The organism is Rhizobium skierniewicense, from assembly GCF_014196515.1.
GTDB classification, from domain to species: domain Bacteria; phylum Pseudomonadota; class Alphaproteobacteria; order Rhizobiales; family Rhizobiaceae; genus Agrobacterium; species Agrobacterium skierniewicense.
This window is the reverse complement of the sequence record NZ_JACIDV010000012.1, coordinates 36,070-54,085: the sequence shown is the minus strand read 5'-3', so window position 1 is coordinate 54,085 and position 18,016 is coordinate 36,070. Positions and strand designations below refer to the sequence as shown.

At 57.3% G+C, this 18,016-nt stretch carries 15 protein-coding genes; 6 read left to right on the top strand and 9 right to left on the bottom strand.

Annotated elements, in window-relative coordinates; all coding sequences use genetic code 11:
* Positions 1 to 2: 2 nt before the first annotated feature.
* Positions 3 to 884, bottom strand: a complete 882-nt coding sequence (locus GGQ73_RS17995; protein ID WP_183897307.1) for an alpha/beta hydrolase — start codon at positions 882 to 884, stop codon at positions 3 to 5.
* A 173-nt stretch (positions 885 to 1,057) separates the two neighbouring features.
* Here GGQ73_RS17995 and parE point away from each other — a divergent pair, with 173 nt between their 5' ends.
* From parE to GGQ73_RS17980, 3 genes are all read left to right on the top strand, one after another.
* Positions 1,058 to 3,121, top strand: coding sequence for a DNA topoisomerase IV subunit B (gene parE / locus GGQ73_RS17990; RefSeq protein WP_183897306.1), 2,064 nt, complete (start codon positions 1,058 to 1,060; stop codon positions 3,119 to 3,121).
* Positions 3,122 to 3,330: 209 nt separating this feature from the next.
* Positions 3,331 to 3,666, top strand: a complete 336-nt coding sequence (grxD, locus tag GGQ73_RS17985; RefSeq protein WP_183897305.1) for a Grx4 family monothiol glutaredoxin — start codon at positions 3,331 to 3,333, stop codon at positions 3,664 to 3,666.
* Positions 3,667 to 3,801: 135 nt separating this feature from the next.
* Entirely contained in the window at positions 3,802 to 5,010 is a 1,209-nt protein-coding gene (locus GGQ73_RS17980; protein ID WP_174153026.1) for a multidrug effflux MFS transporter, read from the top strand.
* A gap of 67 nt (positions 5,011 to 5,077) precedes the next feature.
* Here the strand turns inward: GGQ73_RS17980 and GGQ73_RS17975 are convergent, their stop codons facing one another.
* From GGQ73_RS17975 to GGQ73_RS17955, 5 genes are all read right to left on the bottom strand, one after another.
* The gene (locus GGQ73_RS17975; RefSeq protein WP_183897304.1) at positions 5,078 to 5,902 is read right to left on the bottom strand and encodes an inositol monophosphatase family protein; all 825 of its coding nucleotides are present in this window, start codon (positions 5,900 to 5,902) and stop codon (positions 5,078 to 5,080) included.
* A gap of 24 nt (positions 5,903 to 5,926) precedes the next feature.
* Positions 5,927 to 6,754 carry an inositol monophosphatase family protein gene (locus tag GGQ73_RS17970; RefSeq protein WP_183897303.1) on the bottom strand — a complete coding sequence of 276 codons (828 nt, stop codon included), beginning with the start codon at positions 6,752 to 6,754 and terminating at the stop codon, positions 5,927 to 5,929.
* A gap of 46 nt (positions 6,755 to 6,800) precedes the next feature.
* Positions 6,801 to 7,679, bottom strand: a complete 879-nt coding sequence (gene ttcA / locus GGQ73_RS17965) for a tRNA 2-thiocytidine(32) synthetase TtcA (protein WP_183897302.1) — start codon at positions 7,677 to 7,679, stop codon at positions 6,801 to 6,803.
* Positions 7,680 to 7,749: 70 nt separating this feature from the next.
* Positions 7,750 to 8,679, bottom strand: a complete 930-nt coding sequence (locus GGQ73_RS17960; protein ID WP_183897301.1) for a glutaminase — start codon at positions 8,677 to 8,679, stop codon at positions 7,750 to 7,752.
* Positions 8,680 to 8,743: 64 nt separating this feature from the next.
* Positions 8,744 to 10,639 carry a L,D-transpeptidase family protein gene (locus GGQ73_RS17955; protein ID WP_183897359.1) on the bottom strand — a complete coding sequence of 632 codons (1,896 nt, stop codon included), beginning with the start codon at positions 10,637 to 10,639 and terminating at the stop codon, positions 8,744 to 8,746.
* Between the two features lie 430 nt (positions 10,640 to 11,069).
* Between GGQ73_RS17955 and fumC the strand changes: the two genes are divergently transcribed.
* The gene (gene fumC / locus GGQ73_RS17950; protein ID WP_174152838.1) at positions 11,070 to 12,461 is read left to right on the top strand and encodes a class II fumarate hydratase; all 1,392 of its coding nucleotides are present in this window, start codon (positions 11,070 to 11,072) and stop codon (positions 12,459 to 12,461) included.
* A gap of 343 nt (positions 12,462 to 12,804) precedes the next feature.
* Positions 12,805 to 13,866 (top strand): GGDEF domain-containing protein, encoded by a 1,062-nt coding sequence (locus tag GGQ73_RS17945; RefSeq protein WP_174152837.1) that lies wholly within the window; start codon positions 12,805 to 12,807, stop codon positions 13,864 to 13,866.
* Positions 13,867 to 13,895: 29 nt separating this feature from the next.
* On the opposite strand, the gene GGQ73_RS17940 is transcribed toward GGQ73_RS17945, so the two are convergent.
* From GGQ73_RS17940 to GGQ73_RS17930, 3 genes are all read right to left on the bottom strand, one after another.
* Positions 13,896 to 14,504 carry a pyridoxamine 5'-phosphate oxidase family protein gene (locus GGQ73_RS17940; protein WP_174152836.1) on the bottom strand — a complete coding sequence of 203 codons (609 nt, stop codon included), beginning with the start codon at positions 14,502 to 14,504 and terminating at the stop codon, positions 13,896 to 13,898.
* 63 nt (positions 14,505 to 14,567) lie between these two features.
* A complete protein-coding gene (locus tag GGQ73_RS17935; RefSeq protein WP_183897300.1) occupies positions 14,568 to 16,385 on the bottom strand; it encodes a monovalent cation:proton antiporter-2 (CPA2) family protein in 1,818 nt (605 codons plus the stop codon).
* A gap of 37 nt (positions 16,386 to 16,422) precedes the next feature.
* Positions 16,423 to 16,791, bottom strand: coding sequence for a gamma-butyrobetaine hydroxylase family protein (locus GGQ73_RS17930; protein ID WP_183897299.1), 369 nt, complete (start codon positions 16,789 to 16,791; stop codon positions 16,423 to 16,425).
* Between the two features lie 173 nt (positions 16,792 to 16,964).
* On the opposite strand from GGQ73_RS17930, the gene moaA reads away from it, so the two are divergent.
* Complete coding sequence (gene moaA / locus GGQ73_RS17925; RefSeq protein ID WP_178111545.1) at positions 16,965 to 17,954, top strand: GTP 3',8-cyclase MoaA; 990 nt, start codon at positions 16,965 to 16,967, stop codon at positions 17,952 to 17,954.
* The last annotated feature ends 62 nt before the right edge of the window (positions 17,955 to 18,016 follow it).

The following is an 18,016-nucleotide window of genomic DNA, read 5'->3' as shown; positions in this document are numbered from 1 at the left end:
GCTTAATGTGTCAGCAAAAAGTTCAAGACTGCGCGCCAGTCGGTCATCCGCACCGGCGTTCCGTGCGTGCCACTCTTGTACAGCGTGAACCGCGTCGGCTGTCCGGCTTTCAACAGGGAGCGGAACATCGTGGCCTGCTGGTCGGCCGAATAGACCTTGTCCTCACTGCCATGCGTGAACCAGACCGGCTTCTTCGCCTTGGCAAAAGCACTCTTCGCGAAATCAGGATCGACCGCGCCGCCAAGAATGGCCATACCCTGCAGGCCGGACACAGCCTGGCTGTCGCGGCTGATGCCGTAGCAAATGAAGCTGCCCATCGAGGCGCAGGCAAGAATGACGGGGCGTGCGCCGGATTTCGATTTCGCATCGGCAATCAGTCCAGCAATGTCCGCCACCCCCTTTTCGTCAAAGCTTTTAACGCTCGGCGCGTAATATGTCCCGCCGTTGGCAACCGCCAGGTTCTTCAACCGGTTGAAGTTTCCGCCGAAGGTATAATCATTCATGCCCAGCCTGCGGTCGCCGCCACGGCCATGAATGAAAATCACCGTAAAGGCCTGACCGGACTCGGCACCCACGCGCCCAACATCAAGCGCCCTGCCCTTCACCGAGATCGTTTCAAGGTCCTGAAACTTCTTCGGCGCGAGATCGATATATTGTCGTTTCACCCGTCGCTCGGGCGTCTCGTCGCGCCCGTTGATGTCGCGCATCTCCTGATAATCGATGATCTGCGATGCGCCGTTATCGCCTGTCGACAGCACTGTCTGGCTCGAAAAAAGCTCATCCTTGAAGGGTTTCAGCGGCCCTCCGGTGCCCTGCGCCGAGACTGGCACGATCGCAACAGACAGGCAAAAAAGAGTACAAAAGGTGAAAATAGCTGTGGACATGCCTTGAGGAACCTATTCAATTCGGCCAGAACACTTGCCATCCGAGCAAGCGCGGCGCAATCCTTGGACGACGCGAAAACCGATCATCCGTGCTTGAGCAGACAATGTGCGTTGTCATCCGTGGCAAATCATAACTCTGCTCGCATGGCCAAATTCTGATTGAACTGGGCACAATGGACGATAGCAACGATCTCTTTTCAAGCCAAACCTCATCGAAGCCAGAGCCGGAAGCAGCTGTGGCGAAAACTGCGCCCGTGGTAAAGGCTGTCGCTAGCACGCCGAAGCCTGCGGCAGTGACCACCTCGTCGGAACAGGAATATGGCGCTTCGTCCATCCGCGTCTTGGAGGGTCTTGAGCCCGTTCGCATGCGGCCCGGCATGTATATTGGCGGGACCGATGAGAAAGCGCTGCACCATCTGTTTGCCGAAGTCATCGACAACTCCATGGACGAGGCCGTCGCGGGCCACGCCAACTTCATCGAAGTTCACCTGGATACCGAAGGCTTTTTGACGGTCAGCGACAATGGTCGTGGTATTCCCGTGGAAAACCACCCGCAGGTTCCCGGCAAGTCGACGCTCGAAGTCATCATGACCAAGCTGCATGCGGGCGGCAAGTTCGATGGAAAGGCTTACGAGACATCAGGCGGCCTTCACGGCGTGGGCGTCTCCGTCGTCAATGCTCTCTCGGACCTTCTCGAAGTGGAAGTGGCACGAAACCGCAAGCTATACCGCCAGCGTTTTTCGCGCGGCATCCCGACGGGCGGGCTGGAAGAGCTGGGCGATGTGCACAATCGTCGCGGCACGCGCGTTCGCTTCCATCCTGACCCGCAGATTTTTGGCGATCACGCAAAGTTCGAACCAGCCCGCATCTTCCGTATGGCGCGCTCGAAAGCCTACCTGTTCGGTGGCGTCGAGATACGCTGGAGTTGTGACCCTGGCATGGTGCCACCGGACGGTGACATCCCGGAAAAGGCCGTTTTCCACTTCCCCGGTGGCCTGAAGGATTATCTGGCGGCGACGCTTGGCAAGGATTTTACCGTCACCCGCGAAATCTTCTCCGGCAAGACCGAGAAGACCGGCGGCCATGGCGCCATGGAATGGGCCGTGACCTGGTATGGCGGCGATGCGCAACTGCATTCCTATTGCAACACTATCCCGACGCCCGAGGGCGGCACGCATGAGGCCGGGCTTCGCATCGCGCTGACCAAGGGGCTGAAGAACTACGCCGAGTTGACGCAGAACAAGCGCGCGAGGGAAATCACCACCGACGACGTGATGATTTCCGCTGTCGGCATGCTGTCCGTCTTCATTCGCGAACCGGAATTCGTCGGTCAGACCAAGGACAAGCTGGCCACTGTCGAGGCGCAGCGCATCGTTGAGAACGCGCTTCGCGATCCGTTTGACCATTATCTTGCCGGCAATCCCAATGAAGCGGCCAAGCTTCTGGACTGGGTTATCGAGCGCTGCGAAGAGCGCCTTCGTCGTCGCAAGGAAAAGGAAGTCAACCGCAAGACCGCCGTTCGCAAGCTGCGCCTTCCTGGCAAGTTGGCGGATTGCTCACAGAATACGGCCGAAGGCGCCGAACTCTTTATCGTGGAAGGCGATTCGGCTGGGGGGTCAGCCAAACAAGCGCGCAACCGCGCCAACCAGGCTATCCTGCCGCTGCGCGGAAAAATTCTCAATGTCGGCAGCGCAAGTCGCGAAAAACTGTCCGCCAACCAGCAGATCGCCGACCTCATCCAGGCGCTGGGTTGCGGCACGCGCACGAAATATCGCGATGAAGACCTGCGCTACGAGCGCATCGTCATCATGACCGATGCCGACGTGGACGGCGCGCATATTGCCTCGCTGCTGATCACCTTCTTCTATCAGGAAATGCCAGAACTCATCCGCGGCAGTCACCTCTATCTGGCGGTGCCGCCGCTCTACGTCATCCGCCAGGGTGCCAAGACGGTTTATGCCCGTGATGACGTCCATCGCGCAGAGCTGATGGAGACGGTTTTCAAAGGCAAAAAGGTCGAAATCGGCCGCTTCAAAGGTCTTGGCGAAATGATGCCTGCGCAATTGAAGGAAACCACCATGGACCCTTCCAAGCGCACGCTTTTGCGCGTGGAAATCGACGACGTGGATTTCGAGGGCACCCGGGACGCTGTCGATAATCTCATGGGCACCAAGCCCGAAGCCCGCTTTCGCTTCATTCAGGATCGTTCAGCATTTGCGGAAAATCTGGATATTTGACGACCTGTGTGATCCGCAGGAAATCTCAAACTTCCGAGCGGTCGAGATATTTAAGCGCGTGGACCACCGTCGCCTTGTCGTCAAACGCATAGACGCTATGCGCAACTCGTTTGGATTTTTTGCCATTAACGGCTGGAAATCATGTGCTACCATGTTATCTAAGAGCGAACGAAGCAGCGGCCTTGAACCGCATGTGAAAGGAAATCGCCATGAGTGGCATTCACGAAATGATTGACGGCGAAGTGAAGGGCAGCGATATCGTGCTCTTCATGAAGGGAACCCCACAATTTCCACAGTGCGGCTTTTCCGGCCAGGTTGTGCAGATCCTCGATTACCTCGGCCTTCAGTATAAGGGCATCAACGTGCTCGCCGACGCTGATCTGCGCCAGGGCATCAAGGATTATTCCAACTGGCCGACCATCCCCCAGCTCTACATCAAGGGCGAGTTTGTTGGCGGCTGTGACATCATAAAAGAGATGTTCCAGTCGGGCGAGCTTCAGGACCATCTCCAGGAACAGGGTATCAGCGTCCGCGGCGCGGCGTGATTTCGGCCGGGAAGTCCCGGCCCCCCTGACGTTTAAAATCTGTCTAGGCGTTGCCCCAAGCAACGCCTTTGCCGTTCTTTTGGGACAAATTCTGTGACAAATCTTTCACAATCCGATCCGGCACGCGCTATTACCATGGGGCGTACGGAATTCATCGGGCTTGCGGCAGCGCTGATGGCGCTCAATGCGCTTGCCATCGATATCATGCTTCCCGGCTTGCAGGAAATCGGCGCGGCGTTGGGTGTGGATAACGAAAACCACCGCCAGTATGTCATCTCTGCCTATCTCCTGGGCTTTGGCATTTCGCAGCTGTTCTACGGGCCCATTGCAGACCGCTTCGGACGTCGCAAGCCGATGCTGTTCGGTTTGGGCATCTACATCCTGTCATCCATCGCCGTCATCTTTGTACCGTCCTTTGCGGGGCTTCTGGTGCTGCGCTTCATTCAGGGTATAGGATCGGCCGCCACCCGCGTTATCACCGTCTCCATCGTTCGCGATGTCTACGGCGGACGCCAGATGGCCGAAGTCATGTCGTTGATCATGATGGTGTTCATGGTCGTGCCGGTCATCGCGCCCGGGACCGGACAGATCGTGCTGTTCTTTGGCGATTGGCACCTGATTTTCGGCTTTATGGCGGGTATCGCCATCATCGTGACGGTCTGGATGTACCTCCGCCTGCCGGAAACATTGGCGCCGGAAGATGTCCGCCAGTTGACCGTCGCATCTGTCCTGCAGGGCTTCAAGATCGTGCTGACGAACCGGGTCGCGCTTTGCTACACGATTGCCAGCACGGTCATCTTCGGCGCGCTGTTCGGTTTCATCAACTCTGCGGAGCAGGTCTATAAGGGAATTTACGGGCTTGGACCGTGGTTTGCGGCAGCCTTTGCCGGCGTCGCGCTGTTCATGGCGCTATCCTCGTTCCTCAACTCCCGTCTTGTCGGGCGTTTCGGGATGCGAAAGCTGTCGCATGGTTCTCTGGTCGCCTTCATCGTCATCACCTTCGTGTGGCTGATGGCACAGATGTTCGGACCGCAGCCGATGCCGTTCGTCCTGTTTATCGTCATGTTTGCCTTGGCGATGTTTCAGTTCGGTCTTATCGGCTCGAACTTCAACTCACTGGCGATGGAGCCGCTTGGCCACGTGGCCGGTACAGCGTCATCCGTCATCGGCTTCATGAGCACCATCGGCGGTTCTCTCATTGGTGCGGCGATCGGGCAGGCGTTCAATGGCACGGCCCTGCCGATGGTCGGTGGTTTCTTCATCGTGTCGGTCGTGGGCCTTGTTTTCGTCGTGATCGGTGAAAAAGGTGCGCTGTTTCAGCCGCAAAACAAACCGACCCACTGAGCGGATCCGAAAAACAAAAACGCGCGGATGGTGACATCCGCGCGTTTTGCGTTTGAATGAGATCGCCTCAGACCGTGAAAACCTTTTCGCGCAGCAGCTCCCACGTCTCTTCATTGGCGGTCAGCAGAAGCCCGCCATCCACGTGGTGCGGCAGATACGGCGAACCGTCGAAGCGGGCGGCGTAGGCGCCGGCTTCCTTCGAAATCAACGTGCCGGCAAGATGATCCCACGGCATCAGCTTGTTGTACATGAGGAAATGCATATGACCGCCGCAGAAGATGCGGTACTCGTGGGCGGCACAACGGTAGCTGGTAAACAGCCGCACATCAGCCAGATTGTTGAGCAGACGGCGGCGCACATCGCCTTCGAAATACCCGGTATTGGCAATACCCACCATCTGTGACAGCTCTGGCGGTGGTACGACGCTCATCTGGCTCTGCGAGCCATCGGCACTGCACATCCAGGCGCCCGATCCTTTTTCCGCGATCACCCAGTCATTGCCCATGGGGTCGTAGATCAGACCGGCAATTGTCTCGCCTTTCGACACCACACTCAACATGACGCCGAACAACGGTAGACCGGCGGCGAAGTTGAAGGTGCCGTCGATGGGATCGACCACAACAGCCAGATCCGCCTCACCCAGTTTGGAGAGCAGCGACGGGTCAGCCGCCACCGATTCTTCGCCGACGAACAATGCGTCCGGCATGAATTCGGCGATCCGCGCGCGGATCAGGCGTTCGGCAGCTTCGTCGGCTTCGGTGACGAGATCGATGGCCTCCGTCTTTATCCGTACATCGCCTTCACCCAGATTGCGAAATCTCGGCATGATTTCCACAGCTGCTGCCTCTTGCAGGGCATTGGCAAGGGACGCGATGTCGACTTCAATGGTCATGGATATTCCTTTCTCGTGTTGTCTTCAAAGACCAACAATCTCGCGACGAAGCATCTTCCAGCTGTCCTTGTCCGGCGCAGACAGGATGCCGCCGGTCAGATCGCCGGGACGATAGGGCGTGCCATCGAATTTGGCCGTGTAGCCGCCCGCTTCCTGATGCGTCAGAACACCGGCGAGATGGTCCCACGGCATCAGCTTCTCGTGGCCGATGAAATGCAGTTTGCCGCTAGAAACCAGCCAGTATTCGTGGGCCGAACAATTCAGCGCTAGTGCCATCTTGGCCTTGGTCATATTGGCAGCGATGATCGGACGCCGCTCCTCGAAGCTATGACCCCACGAAAACACGCCAACCATCTGGGAAAGATCGACAGGCTTTGCCACGCAAAGTTTGACGTCGCTACCACCCTTGGGTTTTAGCGTAGCACCCGCACCTTTCATCGAGACAATCGTATCACCCATAACAGGGTCGTGAATGATGCCTGCGACGGTCTCACCCTTGACGGTGACGGCAAGGAGAGTCCCAAACGCAGGAAAACCTGCGGCGTAATTGAATGTACCGTCGATCGGATCGATCACGAAGGCGAGCGGCGCATCCACCAGTGCGGGGACCACAGAACGATCTGCGTCGTAAGCCTCCTCGCCCACGATATGCGCGCCGGGGAAACGTTCCAGCAATGCGGCCGTTATGCGCTTTTCTGCACGAACATCTGCTTCGGTTACCAGGTCGACGGTTGATGTCTTTTCGGAAATGTCGGATGCGCTCAGATTTCGGAAGCGGGGCATGATTTCGGTTTCACCGGCGTCGGCAACGGTGGCGACGAGAAAATCAAGATCGGTATCGGAAAGGGTCATGAAGGTTTTCTTTGAACGTGGGAGAGAAGCTTCACGACCTAAGCCTCTAGCATGACGGATCAGTGACAATCAGGCCCGCAAAATCGAAAAGCTTCGTGTCGAGCAGATGCGATGGATTGACGTGCGCCATGGCGCGCAGCATCACATCCTTGCGGCCCGGCATACGGCGTTCGATATCGGCCAGCATATCCTTCATCGCATTGCGCTGAAGGCCATCCTGCGAACCACAGAGATCACAGGGAATGATGGGGAAATCCATGGCAGATGCAAACTTCGCCATGTCGTCTTCGGCGCAGTAAGCCAGCGGACGCAGCACCATCAGATCGCCCTCGTCATTCATCAGCTTTGGTGGCATGGCAGCAAGCCGCCCGCCATGAAACAGGTTCATGAAGAAGGTTTCGAGAATATCTTCGCGGTGGTGACCAAGGATCAGTGCGTCACACCCCTCCTCGCGCGCGATGCGATAGAGATTGCCACGGCGAAGCCGGGAACAGAGCGAACAATAAGTCCCGCCAGCAGGCACCTTTTCCTTCACGATGGAATAGGTGTCGCGGTATTCGATGCGATGCGGCATGCCGATCTTCGTCAGGTAGTCCGGCAGAATATGCTTGGGAAAATTGGGCTGCCCCTGGTCGAGATTGCAGGCGACGAGCTCCACGGGCAGCAGACCGCGCCATTTCAGGTCGAGCAGCAGCGCCAGAAGTCCGTAGCTGTCCTTGCCCCCCGACAGTCCGACCAGCCAGCGTTTCTGACCTTTGAGCATATCGAAATCATCGAAAGCCTGACGAACATTGCGCAACAGCCGCTTGCGCAGCTTGTTGAACGACACGGAACGCGGCGCATCAGCAAAGAGCGGATGCGCGCCACCCTGCTCTTCAGGCTCGACGGCCTCCGGCGTGTCATCGATCTCGGCAGCAATGGTCATGGCAATCTCGCTTGGTCCTGAACGTTTGAAGCGTTCCGGGTTCAGGGAATGCCCGCATCTGCCGTGAAGATCAAGCCCCGAATACGGACCAGCCCATTTCGTTCGCCAGCATTTCCAAAGCATCGGAGCCGAGTGCGGAGTTGCCGACCTCGTTCAACCCTGGAGACCAGACCGCAATCGACGCCTTGCCCGGTGCGACGACCAGAATGCCACCGCCCACGCCACTCTTGCCGGGCAGGCCGACATGATAGGCGAAGTCTCCCGAGCCATCATAGTGGCCGCAGGTCAGCATCAGCGCATTGATGCGTCGCGCCCGCTTGTCCGATACCACGGAGTGACCTGTCACCGGGTTGCGCCCGCGATTGGCCAGAAACAGTCCTGCCCGCGCCAGCTGAACGCAGTTCATCGAGATCGCGCATTGGTGAAAATAAACGCCCAGCGTATTCTCGACCGGATTGTGCAGATTGCCGAAGCTGCTCATGAAGTTCGCGAGCGCAACATTTCTGAACCCGGTCTTCTGTTCCGACTTGGCCACCGCATCATCGATGGAAATCGTATCGTCGTCGGCCAGATATTGAATGAAACGCAGCAATTCACCGATGACTTCGCGCGGCTGGTGTCCCGCCAGAACCATGTCTGTGATGACGATGGCACCGGCGTTGACGAAAGGATTACGCGGAATTCCCGCTTCGCGCTCCAGTTGCACGATTGAGTTGAAGGAGGAGCCGGAGGGTTCGCGGCCCACACGTTTCCATACGCTCTCACCGGTCTTGCCGAGCGCAAGCGTCAGCATGAACACCTTGGATATGCTCTGTATCGAGAACGGTACGAGCGCGTCGCCCGCAACGAAGGTCTGCCCCTCGACCGTGGTTACCGCGATGCCGAACTGCTTTGGATCAACCTTGGCCAGTTGCGGGATATAATCTGCGACCTTGCCTTCGCCCAGACGCGCGTGCATTTCCTCGTAGATGGAATCGATAACCGCCTGAATGTCCCGCATGCCCCTGCCCTCTGATAGAAAAAGCGCCTGTGAAGGCGCTTTTTTTGTTTTGCTGGCGTTCCCTTTAGATGGAAGACGAGCGCGTTTTCGTCGTGGCGTCAAACGCCTTCATGACGTAGCTGTCACGGTCATAGACATCGTCGAAATACTGCACGCGGCCGTCCTTGTCAGGCCAGGCCGTGAAATAGGCGACGTAGACAGGCACCTTGCCGGACACCTGGACGGCGCGGTTCTGGCCCGCGGCAATCTGCTTGTCGACATTGTCGATGGTCGTGCCGAGAACGGCAGCGGCCATGCGACGTGGGTCGACCAGACGAATGCAGCCGTGGCTCAATGCGCGCATGTCGCGGCTGAAGAAGCTCTTGGCCGGTGTGTCATGCATGTAGATGGCATGGGCGTTCGGGAACAGAATCTTCAGATCACCGAGCGCATTGTCGCTGCTTGGTGGCTGGCGAACCGAGATCGCGTTGGTGGAGCCATACCAGTTGACGTTGGAAGACGACACCGAGCGTCCGTTGACCTGAACTTCGTAACCCAGACGGTCCAGATAGGACGGGTCGCGGCGAAGCTTTGGCAGCATCTCGTTGACGATGATGGACTGCGGAACGCCCCAATAGGGGTTGAATTCAACGGTCTGGATTTCATCCTGGAAGAAGTAGGTCTGGTTCGCCTTGGAACCGATGACCACCTTCATACCGAAGTCTTCTTTGCCCTCATTATGATAATACGCCATGAAAGCGGGCTGGTTGATGAAGACGAAACGGTCGCCCAGATCGGCGGGCAACCACCGAACCTGCTCCATGGCCACTTCCAGCTTGGCGATCTTGGCTTCGTTGCTGTCGCCGGTCATGGCACGCACGGTTGCGCGGCCGATGACACCATCGGCTTTCAGGCCCTTTTCACTCTGGAATGCCTTGACGAGATCGACCAGTTCCGGCGTGTATTCCGGTGTCTGCTGATAACCCGCCAGTGTTGTTGCGTGGTCCGTCTTCAGGCCAGCCGACGAGCGATGCTCGATGGCTTTGACGACCGTTGCCATATCGGCGTTGTTGTCGCCCGGCTTCAGAACGAGATCGGCAGGAACGACAACCTTCTGGCCTGTATCCTTGTCTTCGTTGCGCAGCTTCAAAAGCTCCGCCTTCAGCGCCTGATATTCGACGTTGGACGGTTCGCGGCTGCGCAGATAGGCGCCGACATCCGGGCTCATGCTGGCAAGCTTCAAAACGGGCGTCAGATTGACTGTCTTTCGCTTGAAGTCGTGGTATCCAGACAGCTTGTTCGGATCGACACGGCCACGGTTCGTGTCCTGGACGTAAGCCAGAACCTTGGCGGACAGCGCCAGTTCGAACCGCATCATGGCAGGCGGAATGGTCTCCTGCTCGGTAACAGCGACGTTCTGGACCTGTGCCTCCGGCTCAGTGGAAATGCTGGCGGTCACGTCCTGCGAGGGAGCGGAAATGGCATAATCTGCCGGGTTAAGCCCGCTGTCTCCAACCGTATCGAAGAAAGCGAGAACGGCACTTGCGCGTGCGTTCAGATCGCCATTCGACACCCAGATGGGAGCACCACCTGCATTGTAATAGGCTTCCAGCGCCTTTGCGATTTCAGGTGTCGCGGACAACTTGGCACCGGCAAGACCGGACGAGAACTTGGACGTATCGACGGCACGGGTACTGTCGGTCTTGTATGTATAATAACGCGGACCGGAAACGCGCGGCAAAGGCTCGGGATCCACATCACGCGTCGCTGCCATTCCCGGCTGGGTCACACCCGGCAAACCACTGTCCTGACGCTCACGCTCGACCTTGCCAGGTCCGCCGCGCAAAATATCCATGAGAGTAACAGCACCTGCTGTACCCGGCACGCCCACTGAGACGGAAAGACCGAGTGCCAGTATCCACGTTGCCGATATTTTTCCAGATGTGATTTTCAATGTAATCCTCGCCGCGTCCCGCGCCATCATTCATCGATGCGCATATGAGAAGTCTGTGTCTGTCTAGCTGATTGGGCATGTTTTGGGAAGAAACGCACGAAGTCCAATCCAGTGCCAGACAAGGGTTTCCATCACGAAAAAATTCGTGTTGGCGTGGGCCCCACGTTTGGCCAGAATAGTTAAATTTCTCTTTAGTTTCTTAACATTGAGCAAACAAGTTTTCGTCACGTATCCGGCATAATGCAGGAACATCAGCCCTTTCGGTCAAGTGACCCAAATACCACGCAGCCAGACTTTCGAAATCGATTGGCATCGGCCCCGGAATCCGTCGCGAAATATGGTGGCAGTGGGCACGACAGGCTTTTCATGATTGCGCTATCGCTTTATATGTCTGCCCGCGCGCAAGGCTCAAGCAGACAGCTGGCTTGCCGGAGGATACACAGGAGAGGCAGGACTGATGACAGCCACACGCACAGAAACCGACACATTCGGCCCGATCGAGGTTGCCAGCGACCGTTACTGGGGCGCACAGGCGCAGCGCTCGCTCGGAAACTTCAAGATTGGCTGGGAAAAACAGCCCGCATCGGTCGTTCGTGCACTGGGTATCGTCAAGCAGGCAGCAGCCCGCACCAACATGGCGCTGGGTGGGCTCGATGCGCAGGTTGGCGAGACCATCGTCAAGGCTGCACAGGAAGTCATCGATGGCAAGCTCAACGACCACTTTCCGCTTGTGGTCTGGCAGACCGGCTCCGGCACGCAGTCCAACATGAATGCCAATGAAGTCATCTCGAACCGGGCGATTGAGATGCTCGGCGGAGACATGGGCTCCAAGAAGCCCGTTCACCCGAACGACCACGTCAATATGAGCCAGTCGTCCAACGACACCTACCCGACGGCCATGCATATCGCCTGCGCTGAGCAGATGGTTCATCATCTGCTGCCGAGCCTCAAGCACCTGCATGCAGCCCTTGATGCAAAGGCCAAGGGTTTTGCCCATATCATCAAGATCGGTCGTACCCACACACAGGATGCAACTCCGCTGACGCTTGGCCAGGAATTTTCCGGCTACGCAGCCCAGGTCGCTTCTGCCATCAAGCGTATCGAACTGACGCTGTCGGGCCTTTACGAACTCGCTCAGGGCGGCACCGCCGTTGGCACCGGCCTCAACGCGCCAGTCGGCTTTGCCGAGCAGGTGGCCGAAGAGATCGCGAAAATCACCGGCCTACCCTTCGTGACCGCTCCCAACAAATTCGAAGCGCTTGCCGCCCACGATGCGATGGTTTTTGCGCATGGCGCCATCAATGCCGCAGCCGCAGCCCTCTTCAAGATCGCCAACGACATTCGCTTCCTCGGCTCCGGCCCACGTGCAGGCCTCGGCGAGCTGGCGCTGCCTGAGAACGAACCCGGTTCGTCCATCATGCCCGGCAAAGTCAATCCGACACAGTCGGAAGCACTGACGCAGGTCTGTGCGCATATCTTCGGCAATCAGGCAGCGATCACATTTGCCGGAAGCCAAGGCCATTTCGAGCTGAATGTCTACAATCCGATGATGGCCTATAACTTCCTGCAATCGGTACAACTTTTAGGCGACGCAGCCGTGTCCTTCACCGACAATTGCGTCGTCGGCATCGAAGCCCGCGAAGACAATATCAAAAAAGGCGTCGAAAACTCTCTTATGCTGGTCACAGCGCTCAACGGCAAGCTGGGCTACGATGCCTGCGCCAAGATCGCCAAGACCGCACACAAAAACGGCACGACGCTTCGTGACGAGGCCGTGGGTGGTGGTTATTTGACCAATGAAGAATTCGACCAGTATGTCCGGCCGGAAAACATGATCGGCCCCAAGTAAGACAGACAGATGAAAACGGCTCTTCGGGGCCGTTTTTTCTATCTGCTTTTTGGGAGAGGTCTCAACCCGCGATTCCACGCGGCCGATAAAACACTGAAAAAATGCGAATATTTGCTGCACTACAACAAATTACCTCTATAAATTTACCTGCAAAATGCTATGTGAAATCACGACTTCTGATTTAGCCGATTCCGATTTAAGCATTTGAACGGCATGAAACGGGAGACAGCTTTATTGGGTCATCTTGCCGTAAAACAATGCTCTGTCTTTGCTTGCCGGGATTTCAGAATAAGTTTGATCTTCCCGTAAGGCACAATACTAACGTCATTTCTGGAGTGACTTGATGAGTACGACATCAACGCCCAAAGCTCCCGATATCGCAGCGCAGATCATGTTCGCGATGCGCAATATGGGCGTTGTTCCCATTCCACGAAACTACAACCTGTTTTACGAGGCCTATATCGGCTCCAATCCCGCTTTGACGCGTGAGCTCAGCGTGTTGGGAAGCCGCGTGACACAGGAGGAGCTGGATGAACTCGGCGCCCGTTATTTCGACCATACCCATGGGCAGTTGATCGAGGCTGCACGCGACAAGTTACAGTCGGAGTTGAATGCACTCCTGATCGTCCTCCAGCACGAGCAGACCTGCCTGGAAAATTATAATCGCATTCTCGATGAAACACGGGCTGGCATCCTGGACAAAAGCCAGTCCAGCGCGCAGCTTCTGCGCACTGCCATTTCCATGCTCGCAGATGCCACGGGCGAAAAGATGGCGGAGAACGAGACGACGTCGAAAGGCATGGACCGCCATGCAGAAGAAATGCAGCAGGTCCGTCTGGAACTGGATGAGTACAAGCGCATCGCCAATACCGATTCTCTGACGCGCCTCTCCAACCGCCGGGCATTCGACGAAAAGCTTGCTTTCATCTACGATACGACGGTCGGCTTGCACCTCTCGGCGCTCATCCTGTTGGATGTGGACAATTTCAAGAAGATCAACGACGCCTTCGGTCATCCCGTGGGCGACAAGATTTTGGCAAGCGTCGCCTCCGTCATCAGGGCAAGCGTGCGCAAGGACGGTTTCGTGGCGCGAAGCGGCGGCGAAGAGTTCGCCATCATCATCGACGGCATCACCCAGGACGAGGTTCACGCCATGTGCGAGCGCATCCGCACCACGCTGGAAAAGACGCCGTTTCGCAATTCCAAATCCGGCGTCGACTATGGTCAGGTCACCATATCCATCGGCTATGCCATGGCATCACAGGCGCAAAACCCTGGCGAGCTCTATGGTCACGCCGATACCGCGCTCTATCACGGCAAGGAAACCGGCAGAAACCGCACGGTTTGCTTCGAAGAGGGCATGAAGAAAAATTATTCCGGCAAAAGCTGGCTAATCTACAAGTAGGGGCCGAAAGTCTTGGCCCCGACGCAATGTCACCACATGGTTTTCGCGGCACGCTCCGGCCATTCCCGATCATACGTATCCTTGTCGAAATCCGCCGTTGCGGCTTTCATCAACGCACCCGGCGTGGGCAAGGATGCGGGATCGATGAAGTTTTCGGTCTTCCAGAGTTCGGACCGGATGAGCGCCCGCGCGCATTGGAAATACACCTCGTCAATCGTGATGACGGTCACGGTCCGCGGATGCTTGCCGTCCATCTCGAAACTCTCAAGTAGCGCAAGGTCCGCAGAAACCACAGCCGTTCCGTTCACACGCATCGTCGTGGTTGAGCCGGGAACGAGGAACATCAAAGCCACACGCGGATCGCGCACGATGTTGAGCAGCGAATCGATGCGGTTGTTGCCGCGCCAGTCCGGCAGCAAAAGCGTCCTGTCGTCTTGAACCCTGACAACACCGCCCTTGTCACCACGCGGTGAGCAATCCATGCCTTCGGGACCCACAGTTGCGAGCGCCACGAATGGCGATGCTTCGATCATCTGCCTGTATTCGGCGGTCAGGGCCGGCGTGACCTTGATGGTGGAAGCCTCGGCAACGGTCCCGTAAATCGCCTTCAACTCGTCTACGGACTGAATGATCGTCATGGTGGTTTCCTCCTCGTGGCCGCCGTTCAACAGTAACAATGCGACAAGCGCGTGACACTGCCGTTAGCTTTCCTCAAGCTCTTTTTGCTGCGCCTCACGTTCTGCACGCTCACGTGCGGTACGGGCTGCGACAATATCGGCAGGCTGTGCATTGCCGCGGATGAGGGAACGACCGGCATAGACACCGCCGACGACCTCGAGCGCAAAGCGCTCCTTGTCGACATCGCGGAATTCTTCCACCAAGCGTTCGGCCAGTTCTATCTCTTCACCCACGGCTGTCAGCACCTTTTCGCTAAAGTTGAGCGCAGATTCGTAGGTTTCGCGGATCTGATAATCCACACCGGCTTTCAGGAGGTCGAGCGCATGGCCACGGTCGAAAGCGCGGGCTAGCACCGGCACCAGCGGGAATTCATGCTTGACGATTTCGGCGATGCGGATGGCGGCTTCCTTGTCGTCCACGCAGATCAGTACCGCGCGCGCCGAGCCCGCTCCCGCTGCATGCAGAATTTCCGCCCGCGAACCATCGCCGTAGTAGACCTTGAAGCCGAAGTCGGATGCATCGCGCACGAAGTCCGCGTCCCTGTCGACCAATGACAGCGTATAGCCGCGCGCCAGAAGGGGCTGGCTGACGATCTGGCCGAAGCGACCGAAGCCGATGATCAGGATGCTGCCATCGACATTTTCGGGCAAATCCAGGTCGTCCGTCTTGGCCATGGCCTTCGGCATAATGCGATCATGGGCAATGACCATCAGTGGCGTGAGGACCATCGAAATGATGATGGTCGCCGTCAGCACCGCATTGGCTTCTGCATCGAGGATACCGGCAGCCAGTGCTGCGGAGTACAGGACGAAGGCGAATTCGCCACCTTGAGCCATCAAAACCGCCCGCTCGATGCTCTCGCGCTGGCAGGTGCCCACGACCCGTGCCACGCAGTAGATCAGCAGTGCCTTGACAAGCATATAGGCGATGACACTCATCACCACGAGTTGCCAGTTGGCTGCGATGACCTTGAGATCGATGGCCATGCCGACGCCAAGGAAAAACAGGCCGAGAAGAATACCACGGAAGGGCTCGATATCGGCCTCAAGCTGATGACGGAACGAGGATTCCGACAGAAGCACCCCCGCCAGAAAGGCACCCATCGCCATCGACAAGCCACTGACCTGCATCAACAGGGCCGATCCCAGCACGACCAGCAGGGCCGCAGCCGTCATCACTTCGCGTGCGCCTGATGATGCCAGCAGACGGAAGAACGGATTGAGCAGGTATCGACCAGCGACGACCAGGGCGACAATCGCGGCCAGCGCGATACCGATCGACGTCATCCGCTCCGAAAGCGTCACAGCCTCACCACCCGCTCCGAGAAACGCGACCAGCACCAGAAGCGGCACGATGGCCAGATCTTCGAACAGAAGGATGGCGATGATGCGCTGGCCTTTCAGCGTCGACATGCTGTTGCGCTCTTGCAGCATCTGCATGACGATGGCGGTGGAGGTCAGCACGAAGCCCGTACCGGCGACGAAAGAATGAATGAGCGGAAAGCCAAGCGCGAGGCCCACCAGCGTCAGCCCGGCCATACAGGTCAAGACCTGCAACGCACCAAGCCCGAAAATATCCTTACGCATGGACCAAAGCCGGGAAGGCTGCATTTCCAGGCCGATGATGAACAGGAACATGACGACGCCGAGTTCGGCAATGTGGATAATCGCCTGCGGGTCAGAAAACGCCCCGAAACCAAACGGGCCAATGACCAGACCGGCGGCCAGATAGCCTAAAACCGAACCCAGACCTATCTTCTTGAAAAGAGGCGCGGCGACGACACCTGCCGCCAACAGGACGACCACTTGCGCCAGATCATTTGCATTTCCCTCGACCGCCAAGTGTCACCCCTGTCCCTGTATGAAATATGCATTCCTGCTAACGGATTTTGGGCTCCCGGCTCAAGCCTTTTTCTGCCAATTCCCCTTCATAACCGGTGAACAGTGCGTCACCGCTCTCGCCCAATTCGAAAAGATACTTCCACGTGTAGATGCCACTGTCATGACCATCATCGAACGCGATACGCACGGCGTAATTGCCGGTAGCCACGACGTTACGAATGGCGACATGTCTCTTGCCCGGCACGGTGATCTTCTGGCCCGGCCCATGGCCCTGAACTTCCGCCGATGGTGAAAGCACGCGCAACAGCTCAGCGGACAGTTCAAAGGACGCGCCATTGTCGAATGTCACGACAAGATGTTTCTTGTCATTCGATACCCGCAATTCCGTTGGCCAGGGCTCACTCATTTTTCATTTCCGTCCCATGATAATATACTGCACACTTATGACCTTGCCCGCCTGCGGGCAAGCCACTACATGAAGGCAGCGCATATGCGGCAGATTGCAATGGAGATTTCAGCGTGAACAGCTTCCTCGGTTCGCTTCCTACAGCGGAATCGCTGGCGGAAAGCACCACACCGATGGTCGATCCGTTTGGCCGCGCAGTGACATATCTGCGCGTATCTGTGACGGATCGCTGCGATTTTCGCTGCACCTATTGCATGTCCGAACACATGACATTTCTGCCCAAGAAGGACCTTTTGACGCTGGAAGAGCTGAACCGACTCTGTTCCGCCTTCATCGGCAAGGGCGTACGCAAGATCAGGCTGACCGGCGGCGAGCCACTCGTTCGCAAGAACATCATGCATCTTGTGCGTGATCTCGGTCGCCATGTTCAGGCCGGAACTCTGGACGAGCTGACGCTGACCACCAATGGCTCGCAACTGGCGACCCATGCCGCCGAACTTTTCGATTGCGGCGTGCGCCGCATCAATGTGTCGCTCGACACGCTCGATGCCGACAAGTTCAAGCAGATCACCCGGTGGGGTGACTTCTCCAAGGTGATGGGCGGTATCGATGCAGCGCTTGCTGCTGGGATCAAGATCAAGCTCAATGCCGTAGCCCTCAAGGATTTCAACGAGCACGAGATCCCTCATCTGATGCAGTTTGCGCATGAGCGCGGCATGGACCTGACCGTCATCGAAACCATGCCGATGGGCGAGATCGAAGAGGACCGCACGGACCGCTATCTGCCGCTGTCGCAGGTCCGAGCCTCACTCGAAGAGACATTCACGTTGAGCGATATCGGCTACCAGACCGGGGGTCCCGCACGCTATGTGTCCGTGAAGGAAACCGGCGGTCGGCTCGGCTTCATCACACCGATGACCCATAATTTCTGCGAAAGCTGCAATCGCGTTCGCCTCACCTGCACCGGTACGCTGTATATGTGCCTTGGTCAGGATGATGCCGCCGATTTGCGCACGGCGTTGCGGGCTTCCGACGATAACGCGCTTCTGTCGCAAGCCATCGACGAGGCGATCCTGCGCAAGCCCAAGGGTCACGATTTCATCATAGACCGAACCCATAAGAGACCCGCCGTCGCGCGCCATATGAGTGTGACCGGCGGTTGATATCGCATTATTCAACTCTCCTGAGATTATTCGATTGAAATCCAGATAAACGCATGTCACCC

Coding starts and splice junctions, on each gene's coding strand:
- grxD (WP_183897305.1), top strand. CDS start 3,331: ATGAGTGGCATTCACGAAATGATTGACGGCGAAGTGAAGGGCAGCGAT.
- parE (WP_183897306.1), top strand. CDS start 1,058: ATGGACGATAGCAACGATCTCTTTTCAAGCCAAACCTCATCGAAGCCA.
- GGQ73_RS17955 (WP_183897359.1), bottom strand. CDS start 10,639: ATGGCGCGGGACGCGGCGAGGATTACATTGAAAATCACATCTGGAAAA.
- GGQ73_RS17980 (WP_174153026.1), top strand. CDS start 3,802: ATGGGGCGTACGGAATTCATCGGGCTTGCGGCAGCGCTGATGGCGCTC.
- moaA (WP_178111545.1), top strand. CDS start 16,965: ATGGTCGATCCGTTTGGCCGCGCAGTGACATATCTGCGCGTATCTGTG.
- GGQ73_RS17975 (WP_183897304.1), bottom strand. CDS start 5,902: ATGACCATTGAAGTCGACATCGCGTCCCTTGCCAATGCCCTGCAAGAG.
- fumC (WP_174152838.1), top strand. CDS start 11,070: ATGACAGCCACACGCACAGAAACCGACACATTCGGCCCGATCGAGGTT.
- GGQ73_RS17995 (WP_183897307.1), bottom strand. CDS start 884: ATGTCCACAGCTATTTTCACCTTTTGTACTCTTTTTTGCCTGTCTGTT.
- GGQ73_RS17930 (WP_183897299.1), bottom strand. CDS start 16,791: ATGAGTGAGCCCTGGCCAACGGAATTGCGGGTATCGAATGACAAGAAA.
- GGQ73_RS17970 (WP_183897303.1), bottom strand. CDS start 6,754: ATGACCCTTTCCGATACCGATCTTGATTTTCTCGTCGCCACCGTTGCC.
- GGQ73_RS17945 (WP_174152837.1), top strand. CDS start 12,805: ATGAGTACGACATCAACGCCCAAAGCTCCCGATATCGCAGCGCAGATC.
- GGQ73_RS17940 (WP_174152836.1), bottom strand. CDS start 14,504: ATGACGATCATTCAGTCCGTAGACGAGTTGAAGGCGATTTACGGGACC.
- GGQ73_RS17960 (WP_183897301.1), bottom strand. CDS start 8,679: ATGCGGGACATTCAGGCGGTTATCGATTCCATCTACGAGGAAATGCAC.
- ttcA (WP_183897302.1), bottom strand. CDS start 7,679: ATGACCATTGCTGCCGAGATCGATGACACGCCGGAGGCCGTCGAGCCT.